The sequence below is a fragment of the Pseudomonas sp. PF05 genome, assembly GCF_056521845.1.
Window position 1 is genome coordinate 120,403 of sequence record NZ_JBWLPW010000011.1, and the last position, 13,989, is coordinate 134,391.

12 protein-coding genes, 1 pseudogene and 1 riboswitch are annotated in these 13,989 nt (G+C 61.8%); of the genes and pseudogenes, 5 read left to right on the top strand and 8 right to left on the bottom strand.

Annotated features, from left to right (window positions below):
- The first annotated feature begins 58 nt into the window (after positions 1–58).
- The 3 genes from AC09SL_RS19165 (at position 59) to AC09SL_RS19175 (ending at position 2,901) form a co-directional block, all read left to right on the top strand.
- Positions 59–1,024, top strand: coding sequence for a 2-hydroxyacid dehydrogenase (locus AC09SL_RS19165; protein WP_058543356.1), 966 nt, complete (start codon positions 59–61; stop codon positions 1,022–1,024).
- Positions 1,025–1,057: 33 nt separating this feature from the next.
- Positions 1,058–2,056 carry a class I SAM-dependent methyltransferase gene (locus AC09SL_RS19170; RefSeq protein WP_058543355.1) on the top strand — a complete coding sequence of 333 codons (999 nt, stop codon included), beginning with the start codon at positions 1,058–1,060 and terminating at the stop codon, positions 2,054–2,056.
- 49 nt (positions 2,057–2,105) lie between these two features.
- Positions 2,106–2,228, top strand: a riboswitch (yybP-ykoY riboswitch).
- Between the two features lie 88 nt (positions 2,229–2,316).
- Positions 2,317–2,901, top strand: a complete 585-nt coding sequence (locus tag AC09SL_RS19175; RefSeq protein ID WP_058543354.1) for a TMEM165/GDT1 family protein — start codon at positions 2,317–2,319, stop codon at positions 2,899–2,901.
- 136 nt (positions 2,902–3,037) lie between these two features.
- Here the strand turns inward: AC09SL_RS19175 and AC09SL_RS19180 are convergent, their stop codons facing one another.
- The gene (locus AC09SL_RS19180; RefSeq protein ID WP_058543353.1) at positions 3,038–3,853 is read right to left on the bottom strand and encodes a M48 family metallopeptidase; all 816 of its coding nucleotides are present in this window, start codon (positions 3,851–3,853) and stop codon (positions 3,038–3,040) included.
- Positions 3,854–5,157: 1,304 nt separating this feature from the next.
- On the opposite strand from AC09SL_RS19180, the pseudogene AC09SL_RS19185 reads away from it, so the two are divergent.
- Positions 5,158–5,352 (top strand): annotated as a pseudogene (locus AC09SL_RS19185) (HAMP domain-containing protein); the annotation flags it as partial.
- Between the two features lie 114 nt (positions 5,353–5,466).
- Positions 5,467–6,210, top strand: a complete 744-nt coding sequence (locus AC09SL_RS19190) for a methyl-accepting chemotaxis protein (protein ID WP_479571956.1) — start codon at positions 5,467–5,469, stop codon at positions 6,208–6,210.
- Positions 6,211–7,969: 1,759 nt separating this feature from the next.
- Here AC09SL_RS19190 and hisC read toward each other — a convergent pair.
- From hisC to AC09SL_RS19225, 7 genes are all read right to left on the bottom strand, one after another.
- Complete coding sequence (gene hisC, locus AC09SL_RS19195) at positions 7,970–9,022, bottom strand: histidinol-phosphate transaminase (RefSeq protein WP_058546603.1); 1,053 nt, start codon at positions 9,020–9,022, stop codon at positions 7,970–7,972.
- A gap of 1 nt (position 9,023) precedes the next feature.
- Positions 9,024–10,376 (bottom strand): histidinol dehydrogenase, encoded by a 1,353-nt coding sequence (gene hisD, locus AC09SL_RS19200; protein ID WP_058546604.1) that lies wholly within the window; start codon positions 10,374–10,376, stop codon positions 9,024–9,026.
- A 123-nt stretch (positions 10,377–10,499) separates the two neighbouring features.
- Positions 10,500–11,135 (bottom strand): ATP phosphoribosyltransferase, encoded by a 636-nt coding sequence (gene hisG, locus AC09SL_RS19205; protein ID WP_058546605.1) that lies wholly within the window; start codon positions 11,133–11,135, stop codon positions 10,500–10,502.
- A gap of 243 nt (positions 11,136–11,378) precedes the next feature.
- A complete protein-coding gene (murA, locus tag AC09SL_RS19210) occupies positions 11,379–12,644 on the bottom strand; it encodes a UDP-N-acetylglucosamine 1-carboxyvinyltransferase (RefSeq protein WP_003197868.1) in 1,266 nt (421 codons plus the stop codon).
- Between the two features lie 22 nt (positions 12,645–12,666).
- Entirely contained in the window at positions 12,667–12,906 is a 240-nt protein-coding gene (locus AC09SL_RS19215; RefSeq protein WP_003439919.1) for a BolA family protein, read from the bottom strand.
- A 115-nt stretch (positions 12,907–13,021) separates the two neighbouring features.
- Positions 13,022–13,327 (bottom strand): STAS domain-containing protein, encoded by a 306-nt coding sequence (locus AC09SL_RS19220; RefSeq protein ID WP_058546627.1) that lies wholly within the window; start codon positions 13,325–13,327, stop codon positions 13,022–13,024.
- Between the two features lie 8 nt (positions 13,328–13,335).
- Positions 13,336–13,989: an MlaC/ttg2D family ABC transporter substrate-binding protein gene (locus tag AC09SL_RS19225; protein ID WP_058546606.1), complete on the bottom strand. Its 654-nt coding sequence runs from the start codon at positions 13,987–13,989 to the stop codon at positions 13,336–13,338.

Genomic DNA, 13,989 nt, shown 5'->3' on the forward strand with positions numbered 1-13,989 from the left:
CGCATCTGATAGGCTCGCCACATTACGCCTTCGGTTCTTGACATAAAAGGTACAGCTGATGACGAACACCGCCCATGCAGTTTTCCTCGACCACCCCTCCCTGGACCTCGGCGACCTGGACCTGGGCCCGCTGCGCAGCTGCTTCAGCGACCTGCAATTGTTCGCCCGGACCACGCAGGACCAGGTCATCGAACGGCTCAAGGGTGCCACCGTGGCAATCACCAACAAGATCGTGATCGATGCGCAGGCCATGGCGGCCAGCCCTGAACTGAAGCTGATCCTGATCAGCGCCACCGGCACCAACAATGTCGACCTGGCAGCCGCCCGCCGCCACGGCATCACGGTGTGCAATTGCCAGGGCTACGGCACGCCGTCGGTGGCCCAGCACACGATCATGCTGTTGCTGAACCTGGCGACGCGCCTGGCCGATTATCAAAAAGCGGTGGGTGAAGGTCGCTGGCAGCAGGCCTCGCAGTTCTGTCTGCTGGATTATCCGATTGTCGAACTCGAAGGCAAGACCCTGGGCTTGCTGGGCCACGGTGAATTGGGCAGCGCCGTCGGACGGCTGGCCGAAGCCTTTGGCATGCGCGTGCTGCTGGGGCAGATCCCCGGGCGCCCGGCCCGCCCCGACCGCTTGCCGCTGGAGCAATTGTTGCCGCAAGTCGATGCCCTGACCCTGCACTGCCCGCTCAACGAGCATACCCACAACTTCATCGGCGCCCGCGAACTGGCGCAGCTCAAGCCCGGTGCATTCGTGGTCAACACCGCCCGTGGCGGCCTGATTGACGAACAGGCGTTGGCCGAGGCCCTGCGCAGCGGTCATTTGGGGGGCGCCGCCACCGACGTGCTGAGCGTGGAGCCACCGGCCCAAGGCAACCCGCTGCTGGCCGGCGATATTCCACGGCTGATCGTCACGCCACACAACGCCTGGGGCAGCCGCGAGGCGCGGCAACGGATCGTCGGGCAAATGAGCGAAAACGCCCAGGGCTTTTTCAGCGGTACAGCGCGGCGTGTCGTCAGTTGATAAACTGCCGCACTTTTTTTCAAGGAGCAGACCATGGATCCGCGCAGTGAAGTACTGCTTCGTCAGGCCGAGTTATTCCAGGGGTCGGTGTTGTTGGCCGGCCTGCCCGCCGACGACCTGCTCGGCCGTTTGCCAGAGGCCCATGGCTGGTGCTGGCATGCCGGGGATCAGGCCGCGCTGGAGGCTCGCTTCCCCGAGCGCAGCCACTTTGGCGTGAACGTCCCCGAGCGGGGGTTCGACACGGCCGTGGTGTTCCTGCCCAAGGCCAAGGATCTGACCGACTACATCCTCAATGCCGTGGCGGCGCGCCTGGCCGGTCGCGAGGTGTACCTGGTGGGGGAAAAGCGCAGCGGCATCGAAGGCGCGTCCAAACAGCTCAACCCGTTCGGCAAGCCACGCAAGCTCGACAGTGCGCGGCATTGCCAACTGTGGCAGGTCACCGTCGCCAACGCGCCCGAGGCCACGCCCCTGGAAAGCCTGGCCCAGACCTACGAATTGCCCCTGGCCGAAGGCCCGTTGAAAGTCATCAGCCTGCCGGGGGTGTTCAGCCATGGTCGCCTGGACCGCGGCAGTGCGTTGCTGTTGGAACACCTGGATAAACTGCCCAGCGGGCATTTGCTGGACTTCGGCTGCGGTGCCGGGGTGCTGGGGGCGGTGGTCAAGCGACGTTATCCGCACAACACCGTCACCTTGTTGGACGTGGACGCATTCGCCGCCGCCAGCAGTCGCCTGACCCTGGCCGCCAACGGCCTGGAGGCCGAGGTGCTGACCGGTGACGGCATCGACGCCGCACCGATGGGCTTGAGTGCGATCCTGAGCAACCCACCGTTCCATGTCGGCGTGCACACCGATTACCACGCCACGGAAAACCTGCTGCGAAAAGCAGCCAAACATCTGAAAAACGGCGGCGAACTGCGGCTGGTTGCCAATAGCTTCCTCAAGTACCAGCCACTGATCGAGGAGCATCTGGGCGTCTGCGCAATCAAGGCCGAAGGCCAGGGCTTTCGCATCTACCGGGCCAAGCGCGGTTGAAATCTTTTAGGCAACAGCACTTGCTCTATCGGATTTGCCTAGGCAGAATCCGCTCCGTCCTAGGGGAGTAGTCTCCCGCGAGCGCCATGCTCGCCCGGCATACGTCAACATACTTGGTCAGCAGACCATGGCGTATGCGGCCCAAGCGTCCACGCAGATGGTCGCTGGGTTTGACAAGACCTATGACACGCACACCTTACCCGGGGCGGGAAGGCTGTACGTGTCATAGCCGTGTCGACCCGCCCCTTTAGGAATTCCTGATGCTGGACTCACTCCTCGTACCTACCGCCATCGTTGCGCTGGCCGAAATCGGCGACAAGACGCAATTGCTCGCGCTCATCCTGGCCGCTCGCTTTCGCAAACCCTGGCCGATCATCGCCGGCATCATTGCTGCAACACTTGCCAACCACGCAGCCGCCGGGGCAGTAGGCGCCTGGGTCAGCGGGTTTTTCTCCAACGCGATGTTGCACTGGATATTGGCGGCAAGCTTCACGGCCACGGCGCTGTGGACCCTGGTCCCGGACAAACTGGACGATGAAGAAGCCAACACGGCCCGCAAGTTCGGACCGTTCCTGACGACGTTGATTGCGTTCTTCCTGGCGGAAATCGGCGACAAGACGCAGATCGCCACGGTGATGCTCGCCGCGCAATACCCGGAGTTGTGGCTGGTGATCATTGGCACCACCGTGGGCATGTTGATTGCCAACGTGCCGGTGGTCCTGGCGGGCAATTTCGCCGCCGAGAAGCTGCCCCTGACCCTGATCCGTCGCCTGGCGGCCTCGGCGTTCTTCGTCCTGGCGATCGTGGCGGTGTACAAGGCAATGCAGAGTAGTGGGTGGGTTTGAGACCGCGTCATCGTTTATCGCGAGCAAGCTCGCTCCCACAGGGGCTGCAGGTGTTCACACGATTGTGTTCACTGCAGGTCTTTGTGGGAGCGAGCTTGCTCGCGATGAGGCCAGCCGCCTCACAGCATGACGATGCTTACTTCTTGGCCTGCTGATAAAGCGGCATCACCTTCGGAATCGCCGCCTGCAACGAAGCGATACGGCTGCTCGACGACGGGTGGGTGCTCATGAATTCCGGTGGCGCGCCTTCCGAAGCCTTGGCCATCTTGTTCCACAAGGTGATCGCCGCGTTCGGGTCGTAGCCAGCGCGGGCGGCCAGCTCGAGGCCGATCAGGTCGGCTTCGTTCTCGTTGCCGCGGCTGTTGGGCAAGGTCATGCCGTAGTTGGCGACGGTGTCGGCCAACGCCAGGCTGTCCTGGCCGAGGCCGAACAAGGCGCCAGCGCCCTGCTTGGCCATCTCGATGCCATAGGCCTTGGACATCGCTTCGCGCCCGTGCTCGCGCAGGGCGTGGGCGATTTCGTGGCCCATGATCGCGGCAATTTCAGCATCGGTCAGCTTCAACTGGTCGATCAGGCCGGTGTAGAACATGATCTTGCCGCCAGGACCGCAATTGGCGTTGAGCTCATCGCTCTTGATCAGGTTCACTTCCCAGTTCCACTGCGCCGAATCCGGGCGGAACACGGGCGCCTGGGCAATCAAGCGGTCGGCGATGACCTGGATGCGCTTGGCATCCTTGCTGGTCTTGTCCAGCACGCCTTGGGCGCTCGCCTCCCCCATCGTCTTTTGGTAGGACTGGGCGTACATCTGGTTGACCTGATCGGTCGACAGCATGCTGAACATGTATTGCTTGCGTTCCACGCCCACGGCTCCGCCGCTGGTGGTATTGACCGATTGGCAACCGGCGAGCAGCAGAGCCGCGCTCAAAGCACTCACCATCAATGTCTTGTTCATGTAAAAGAAGCTCCCTGGAAACGTGGGCGTATCCTAGGCCTTGATTTGTATCGGCGCCAGATACACAGCGAGCGATTGCAGGTTTTTCGGACAGACCTCACCCAGTCCATTTGCGACACTCACACTGCTAAAACAGTCATCCGACGAACTACCCCTCATGTCGCCCCACAGAAACGCCGATAACCGCTCCAGACGTCATTTCCGCGTCCGGAGCCTTTATGAAATTCAGATCGATCCAGTTTTCCGTGGCGGCCCTGGCCGGCGCCATCGTACTCAGCGTGGTGGCTGCCCTTGTGCTGTATGCGCTGTTTGCCGGCGCGCGCACCCAGGACATGGTGCAACAGCGAACCAAGGCGCAGTTCGAACAACTCATCGAACAACGCCTCGGTGCCCTGGCCCGCACCCAGGCCAGCCTGATCCAGCGAGAACTGGAAGCCCCGCTGCTGCTCGCCCGCGGCCTGGCCACCAGCAACGCCTTGATGGGCATGAACGGCGCGGACGGCAACCCGCAACTGAAGGTGTCCCGCGAGCAAATGATCAGCCTGTTGCGCGAGACCGTGGTGCGCAACCCGAAGATCCTCGGCGCCTACATCGCCTGGGAGCCGAACGCCATCGACCACAACGATGGCAATTATGTGAACAGCCAGGTGTTGGGCATGGAAACCAACGGGCGTTTCCTGCCGTGGTGGTTCCGTAACCAGGACGGCACCCTGGGCCTGGAAAAACTCGCCGATGTGACCGATCAGAAACTGCTCTCCACCGGCATCCGTGCCAGTGAGTACTACCTGTGCTCCCAGGACAGCAAGAAAGCCTGCGTGATCGACCCGGCGCCCTATCGCGTTGGCAGCACGATGACCATGCTCGCCTCGTTCATCGAACCGATCATGATCGATGGCAAGTTCCAGGGCATCGTCGGCGCCGATCTGTCGGTGAACTTCATCCAGGACATGCTCGTGGCCGCCGACGGCAAGTTGTACGACGGCGCCGGGGAAATGGCCTTGCTCTCCAGCAACAACCGGCTGGTGGCCTTCACCAAGGACCCGAGCAAACTCGGGGAAAAGGCCAGCGACCTGCTGGACACCAGCGAACTGGATAACCTGGCCAAGCTGGGCGTCGGCGAGGTGCGCTACGACATCGACGAAGAACACGGGCATATCGAGGTGTACATGCCGTTCGGCATCGGCGAGACCAACGCCCGCTGGACGCTGATGCTGCAACTGCCGCTGAATGCGGTCATGGCCGACCTGCAAGCGTTGCAGCAAGACCTCGACCGTCAACGCCAGGCCGATATCTTCGGCATGGCGATGGTGGGCCTGGTGATTGCCGGCATCGGTCTGCTGGTGATCTGGCTGGTGGGCCACGGCATTGCCCGGCCGCTCAAGCAAATGGTGGCGATGCTCGATGACATCGCCCAGGGCGAAGGCGACCTGACCCGTCGCCTGGTCAGCGACCGCGCCGATGAATTGGGGGCGATCGCCAGGGGCTTCAATACTTTCCTGAGCAAATTGCAGGGCATGATCACCCAGGTGGTGACCTCGGTGCAGAGCGTCAGCGATTCATCGGAACACACCGCTGATATCGCGATCCGCACCAACCAGGGCGTGCACAAGCAAATGTCGGAGATCGATCAGGTCGCCACGGCCGTGCACGAAATGACGGCCACCGCGCAGGATGTGGCACGCAACGCGACCCAAGCCGCCCAGGCCGCCAGTCATGCAGACCAGGCCGCCAGCCAGGGCATGCAGATCGTGCGGGACACTTCCACCTCCATTGGTGCCCTCGCCGTGGAAATCGGCAAGGCGGTAAGCGTGGTACAGACCTTGGCCAAGGACAGCGAGAACATCAACGCGATCCTCACCGCCATCCGCGGGATCGCCGAGCAGACCAACCTGCTGGCCCTCAACGCGGCCATCGAAGCCGCCCGGGCCGGTGAGCAGGGCCGTGGTTTTGCGGTGGTCGCCGATGAAGTGCGCAACCTGGCGCAGAAGACGCAGCAGGCGACCGAAGAAATCCAGACGATGATCCAACAGTTGCAACAAGGCACACGGGACGTGGTGCGGGTGATGGAAGACAGCCAGCACCGCACCGACGAAAGCGTGCAGCATGCGGCGAAAGCGGCCCAGGCCCTGGAAACGATCACCCAGGCCGTGTCGGTGATCAACGACATGAACACCCAGATCGCCAGCGCCGCCGAGGAACAAAGTGCCGTGGCCGATGACATCAACCGCAATGTGATCAACATCGGGCAAGTGGCGAACGAAGTAGCCAGCGGCGCCGATGAATCCAGCGCGGCCAGCGCCGGATTGACCAAACTGGCGGAGCAGCAGCGGCGATTGATCAATCAGTTCAGGGTCTGATCCAAAGGCCCCATCGCGAGCAAGCTTTGCTCCCACAGGGGAGGTGGCGGTGGCATGCCAATTTTGTGAACACCCGAAAACCCGAAAAAACTGTGGGAGCTGAGCTTGCTCGCGATGGCGTCCGTTCAGCCAACCTTGAAGTGACTGACACTACGCCTTCGCGAGCAAGCCCGCTCCCACAGGGGATTGGCGGTGGCATGCCGATCTTGCGAACACCCGAAAACCCGAAAAAAAACTGTGGGAGCTGAGCTTGCTCGCGATGGCGTCCGTTCAGCCAACATTGAAGTGACTGACACCACGCCTTCGCGAGCAAGCCCGCTCCCACAGGGGATTGGCGGTGGCATGCCGATCTTGCGAACTCCCGAAAAAAACTGTGGGAGCTGAGCTTGCTCGCGATGGCGTCCATTCAGCCAACCTTGAAGTGACTGACACCACGCCTTCGCGAGCAAGCCCGCTCCCACAGGGGGATTGGCGGTGGCATGCCGATCTTGCGAACACCCGAAAACCCGAAAAAAAACTGTGGGAGCAAAGCTTGCTCGCGATGGCGTCCATTCAGCCAACCTTGAAGTGACTGACACCACGCCTTCGCGGGCAAGCCTGCTCCCACAGGGGATTGGCGGTGGCATGCCGATCTGGCGAACACCCGAAAAAACTGTGGGAGCTGAGCTTGCTCGCGATGGCGTCCGTTCAGCCAACATTGAAGTGACTGACACCACGCCTTCGCGAGCAAGCCCGCTCCCACAGGGGGATTGGCGGTGGCATGCTGATCTTGCGAACACCCGAAAAAAACTGTGGGAGCTGAGCTTGCTCGCGATGGCGTCCGTTCAGCCAACCTTGAAGTGACTGACACCACGCCTTCGCGGGCAAGCCCGCTCCCACAGGGGATTGGCGGTGGCATGCCGATCTTGCGAACACCCGAAAACCCGAAAAAAAACTGTGGGAGCTGAGCTTGCTCGCGATGGCGTCCGTTCAGCCAACCTTGAAGTGACTGACACCACGCCTTCGCGGGCAAACCCGCTCCCACAGGGGATTGGCGGTGGCATGCCGATCTTGCGAACACCCGAAAACCCGAAAAAAAACTGTGGGAGCTGAGCTTGCTCGCGATGGCGTCCATTCAGCCAACCTTGAAGTGACTGACACCACGCCTTCGCGAGCAAGCCCGCTCCCACAGGGGATTGGCGGTGGCATGCCGATCTTGCGAACACCCGAAAACCCGAAAAAAAACTGTGGGAGCTGAGCTTGCTCGCGATGGCGTCGGTTCAGCCAACCTTGAAGTGACTGACACCACGCCTTCGCGGGCAAGCCCGCTCCCACAGGGGATTGGCGGTGGCATGCAGATCTTGCGAATACCCGAAAAAAACTGTGGGAGCTGAGCTTGCTCGCGATGGCGTCCGTTCAGCCAACCTTGAAGTGACTGACACCACGCCTTCGCGGGCAAGCCCGCTCCCACAGGGGATTGGCGGTGGCATGCCGATCTTGCGAACACCCGAAAACCCGAAAAAAAACTGTGGGAGCTGAGCTTGCTCGCGATGGCGTCCGTTCAGCCAACCTTGAAGTGACTGACACCACGCCTTCGCGGGCAAACCCGCTCCCACAGGGGATTGGCGGTGGCATGCCGATCTTGCGAACACCCGAAAAAAACTGTGGGAGCAAAGCTTGCTCGCGATGGCGTCGGGTCAGCCAATCTTGAAGTGACTGATACACCGCCTTCGCGAGCAAGCTTTGCTCCCACAGACTCCCACAGGTTCAATGCAGGGGTTTAGAGTTCGCCGAGGGCTTCGATCAGCGCCTGGTTCTGCTCCGGCGTGCCGATGCTGATCCGCAGGAACTGGGCAATCCGCTCCTGCTTGAAGTGCCGCACGATCACACCCTGTTCCCGCAGTTTCGCCGCCAACCCTGCCGCATCGTGCCGGGGGTGGCGGGCGAAGATGAAGTTGGCCGCCGAGGGCAAGACTTCAAAGCCCTTGGCCTGCAATTGGGCCACGACCCATTCACGGTGCTCGATGACCAACCGGCAGGTCCGATCGAAGTGCTCGCGATCATCGAACGCCGCTGCGCCGCCGACATTCGCCAAGCGATCCAGTGGGTAGGAGTTGAAGCTGTTCTTGATCCGCTCCAGCGCTTCGATCAGGTCCGGATGCCCCACCGCCAGGCCCACGCGCAGCCCCGCCAGCGAGCGGGACTTGGACAGGGTCTGGGTCACCAGCAGGTTCGGATAGCGATCCACCAGGCTGATGGCCGTCTCGCCGCCGAAGTCGATATAGGCCTCGTCGACCACCACCACCGAATCCGGGCTGGCCTTGAGGATCTGCTCGACCGCTTCCAGCGCCAGCAGGCAGCCGGTCGGCGCGTTCGGGTTGGGGAAAATGATCCCGCCGTTCGGCTTGGCATAGTCCGCCGGGTCGATCCGGAACTGCTCATCCAGCGGCACCGCATCGAACTGGATACCGTACAACCCGCAGTACACGGGATAGAAGCTGTAGCTGATGTCCGGGAACAACAGCGGCTGGTCGTGCTGCAACAGGCCGTGAAAAATATGCGCCAGTACTTCATCCGAGCCATTGCCCAGGAACACCTGGTTGTTCTGCACGCCGTAATAGCGGGCCACGGCGTTTTTCAGCAGGTCGCTGTTGGGATCCGGATACAGGCGCAGATTGTCGTTGAGCTCGGTCTGCATCGCCGCCAGGGCCTTGGGCGATGGGCCGTAGGGGTTCTCGTTGGTGTTGAGCTTGACCAGGCGCGTCAGCTTCGGCTGTTCACCCGGCACGTAGGGCACCAGGTTCTTGACGAACGGGCTCCAGAATTTACTCATTTCAGTTCCCCTGCCGTTCAACGGATGGCTCGTCAATGGATGGCTCATCAAGAATGCGGTACTCGGCACTGCGCGCGTGGGCGCTCAGCGATTCGCCGCGGGCCAGCACCGAAGCGGTCTTGCCCAGTTCGGAGGCACCCTGCTCGGAGCAGAAGATGATCGACGACCGTTTCTGGAAGTCATACACCCCCAGCGGCGACGAGAAGCGCGCGGTGCCGGAAGTCGGCAGCACGTGGTTGGGGCCTGCGCAATAGTCACCCAGGGCCTCGCTGGTGTGGCGACCCATGAAAATCGCACCGGCGTGACGGATCTGCGGCAACCAGGCCTGCGGATCGGCGACCGACAACTCCAGGTGTTCCGGCGCGATGCGGTTGGCGACTTCGATGGCCTGGGCCATGTCATCGACCTTGATCAGCGCCCCACGACCATTGATCGAGGTGTTGATGATCTCGGCGCGGTCCATGGTCGGCAGCAGCTTGTCGATGCTGGCGGCGACCTTGTCGAGGAACTCGGCGTCCGGGCTGACCAGGATCGCCTGGGCGTCTTCGTCGTGCTCGGCCTGGGAAAACAGGTCCATGGCGATCCAGTCCGGGTCGGTCTGGCCGTCGCACACCACGAGAATTTCCGACGGGCCGGCGATCATGTCGATGCCGACCTGGCCAAACACGTGGCGCTTGGCGGTGGCGACATAGATATTGCCCGGCCCGACCACCTTGTCGACCCGCGGCACGCTTTCGGTGCCATAGGCCAACGCAGCCACGGCCTGGGCACCGCCGATGGTGAACACCCGGTCCACGCCAGCGATGCAGGCGGCGGCCAACACCAGTTCGTTGATTTCACCGCGCGGAGTCGGGACGACCATGACCACTTCGGTCACGCCGGCGACCTTGGCCGGAATCGCGTTCATCAGCACCGAGGACGGATAGGACGCTTTGCCGCCCGGCACGTACAGGCCGGCACGGTCCAGCGGCGTGACCTTCTGGCCCAGCACGGTGCCGTCGGCTTCGGTGTAGCTCCAGGAGTCCTGTTTCTGCCTTTCGTGATAGTCGCGCACCCGGGATGCGGCTTTCTCCAGGGCTTCGCGCTGGGGCACGGTGATCCGGGTCAGGGCCAGTTCCAGGCGCTCGCGCGGCAGGATCAGGTCGGCCATGGACGCCACTTGCAGGCCGTCGAATTTCTGGGTGAATTCCACCAGGGCGGCATCGCCACGCTCGCGCACGGCCTTGATGATGTCCAGCACCCGCTGATTGACCGAGTCGTCAGACACGCTTTCCCAGCTCAGCAGATGATCCAGATGATGTGCGAAATCCGGGTCGGCAGCGTTGAGTCGGCGAATCGAAGTGGGAGCGGTCATAGCGAGGGCCTCATTAATGGCAAATGCTCAGGCGCCCTAAGCTACCAGTCCATTCGCGTGGGCACCTGAGAAAATTGGCTATGACACGGATAGACGGGCGCGACTCAAGGTCGCGCAGGTGAATCAACCGCGGTGTCGCGATTCCACTGCCTTGCGCAGGGTATCGATCAGAGCCTGGATACGGGCGTGCTGCATTTTCATCGAAGCCTTGTTGACGATCAGCCGGGAGGTGATGTCAGCGATGAAGTCCTGGGGTTCCAGACCGTTGGCCCGCAGGGTGTTGCCGGTGTCGACCACGTCGATGATCTTGTCCGCCAGGCCGATCAGCGGCGCCAGCTCCATCGAACCGTACAACTTGATGATATCGACCTGACGGCCCTGCTCGGCGTAATAACGCTTGGCAATGTTGACGAACTTGGTCGCCACGCGCAAACGCCCCTTGGGCTGCGGCGCGCCGACTTTACCGGCGGTCATCAGCTTGCAGCGGGCGATTTGCAGGTCCAGGGGCTCGTACAGGCCCTGGCCGCCGTATTCCATCAGCACGTCCTTGCCGGCAACGCCCAGGTCGGCGGCGCCATGTTCCACGTAGGTCGGCACATCGGTGGCACGCACGATCAGCAAGCGCACATCGGCCTGGGTCGTGGGGATGATCAGCTTGCGGCTCTTGTCCGGATTCTCGGTCGGCACGATGCCCGCTTCAGCCAGAAGCGGCAGGGTGTCGTCAAGGATACGGCCCTTGGACAGTGCGATGGTCAACATGGGAAACGTCAGTCCTTATCAAGGTACTCATGCCCGGTCGCAAGCGGCGCCGGACACACATCGAGGGTGCAAACACCCTCGACCTGAAACGAAATCAACGGGCACGTCCTTGTGCCCACGGAAAGTGCCTGCGCGACGATCATACTGCGTTGAAAACAGGCTCGGAATGCTCATTGACAACCAGTCAACTCCGCTTCCTCGCCTGTTTTCGCCTTGCCTGATCGCCGCGCAGTCACTTTCCAATTAGCCCGGTACGCGGCGGATCTTGGCGCCGAGCATCTGCAGTTTTTCTTCGATGCACTCATAGCCACGGTCGATGTGGTAGATGCGATCGATCAGGGTGTCGCCTTCGGCAACCAGGGCCGAGATCACCAGGCTGGCCGAGGCCCGCAGGTCGGTGGCCATCACTGGCGCGCCCTTGAGCTTCTCGGTACCGGTCACAATGGCGGTGTTGCCTTCGACCTGGATCTTGGCGCCCATGCGGTGCAATTCGTACACGTGCATGAAACGGTTTTCGAAGATTGTCTCGATCACCGCGCCAGTGCCTTCGGCAATGGCGTTGAGGGAGATGAACTGCGCCTGCATGTCGGTCGGGAATGCCGGGTACGGAGCAGTCCGCACGTTGACGGCTTTTGGCCGCTTGCCGTGCATGTTCACTTCGATCCAGTCTTCGCCGCAGGTGACTTCGGCACCGGCTTCCTTGAGTTTCTCCAGGACGGCTTCAAGGATGGTCGGGTCGGTGTCCTTGACCTTGACGCGGCCACCGGTGACAGCAGCGGCCACCAGGTAGGTGCCGGTTTCGATCCGGTCCGGCATCACTTTGTAGGTGGCCGAATGCAGACGCTCGACGCCATCGATGGTGATGGTGTCGGTGCCGGCGCCGCTGATCTTGGCGCCCATGGCGATCAGGAAGTTCGCCAGGTCGACCACTTCAGGCTCGCGCGCGGCGTTTTGCAGCACGCTGCGGCCCTTGGCCAGTGCGGCGGCCATCATGATGTTCTCGGTACCGGTCACGCTGACGGTATCGAAGAAGAAGTGTGCGCCGCGCAAGCCGCCTTCCGGCGCCTTGGCCTTGATGTAGCCGCCTTCGACGTCGATCACCGCGCCCATGGCTTCCAGGCCGCGAATGTGCAGGTCCACCGGACGCGAGCCGATGGCGCAACCGCCAGGCAAGGCGACTTCGGCTTCACCGAAACGGGCGACCATCGGGCCCAATACCAGGATCGACGCACGCATGGTCTTCACCAGTTCGTACGGGGCGACCAGGGTCTTGATGGTGCGCGGGTCGATCTCGACGCTGAGCTTCTCGTCGATCACCGGCTCGATGCCCATGCGGCCGAACAGCTCGATCATCGTGGTGATGTCGTGCAGGTGCGGCAGGTTGGCCACGGTCACCGGGCCATCGCACAGCAGGGTCGCGGCCAGGATCGGCAGGGCGGAGTTCTTTGCCCCGGAAATACGGATTTCGCCATCAAGACGAACGCCGCCGGTAATAATCAGTTTATCCATAAGAATCTCGAGGCCCTTGGGCTCAGGTGCGCTCGGCCCAGGCCGCGCTGCTGAAAAATTTCATCGTGACCGCGTGGATGCTGCCATCGGCGATCCATGGGTTCAAATGGGCATAGATGCTCTGCTGACGCTTCACTGGGCTCAACGCCACCAGTTCATCGCTGATCACGTTCAACTGGAAGTTGCAGCCTTCGCCTTCAACTTCCACCTGCGTACCAGGCAGCTTTCCTTCTAGGAAGCTCTTCACTTCTACAGCCTGCATGCTCAACCTCAATCGGCGCCCTGTGCGCGCGGGTCGCACATCATACAAAAAAGCCCCGCGCCTGCGAACCCCGCGAAACAGGACTCTGACGGGGGGACTTTTCCAACGATGTGGATCAGGGGTGCGCCAACAACTCGGTCAATTCGCTGACCTGGGCTATTTCGCGCATGTCTTCGGGCATCCCACGGATGCTCCACGTTTTGCCGGCAGCCTTGGCGTCCCGCATGAAGCACAGCAGCAGCGACAGGCCGACGCTGCTGGACTTCTGCACCGCCGAGCAGTCAATGACCACTTCGGCGGCGCTGACGGACTCGATCAGCGCCTGGCCCTGCTTGCGCAGAGCCGGGCCGGTGCGGTAATCCAGCACGCCACTGAGCATCAGCACGCCAGCCTCATCCAGACGAACGGCCGATTCACTCACCGACTCGATCATTGTGCCTGCTTCTCTTTGGCTTCTTCGGCCACGTCCTTGGCCTTGGCGACCTCACCGGCCCAACCGTTGATGGTCTTATCCAGGTCGTTGCCATTGCGCTGCATCGCATCGGAGAACTGATCACGGAACAGCTTGCCGATGTTGATGCCATTGATGATCACGTTGCGCACCTTCCACTCGCCGTTGATTTTCTCGAGTGTGTAGGAAACAGGGTAGATCGCGCCGTTGTTGCCCTTGACCTGCATGTCAACGCTGGTGCGATTGCCGTTTTCATCCTTGGCCGGCGAAACGGTAATGCCCTGGTTGTTGTACTCAAGCAAGGCGTTGCCATAGAACTGCATCAGGCTGCGCTTGAAGTTCTCCTGGAAGCGAGTCATCTGCGCCGGGGTTGCCTTGCGCGAATACTTGACGGTCATGATGCTCCTGGAGATGCCGTCGGCGTCGACCACGGGGCCGACGATGCCGTTCAGTGCGTCATAGAACGCGCTTGGGTCCTGCTTGTATTTCTCTTTGTTGGCGGCAAGGTCCGCCAACAACCGGGTCGTCGTGTCCTGGATGATGTCATGGGCCGAAGGCGCAGCCATGGCGTTAGCCATCAACGGCAGCGCCGCGAGCAACACCAACAGGCCACGTCGCAAGATAGAGATCAT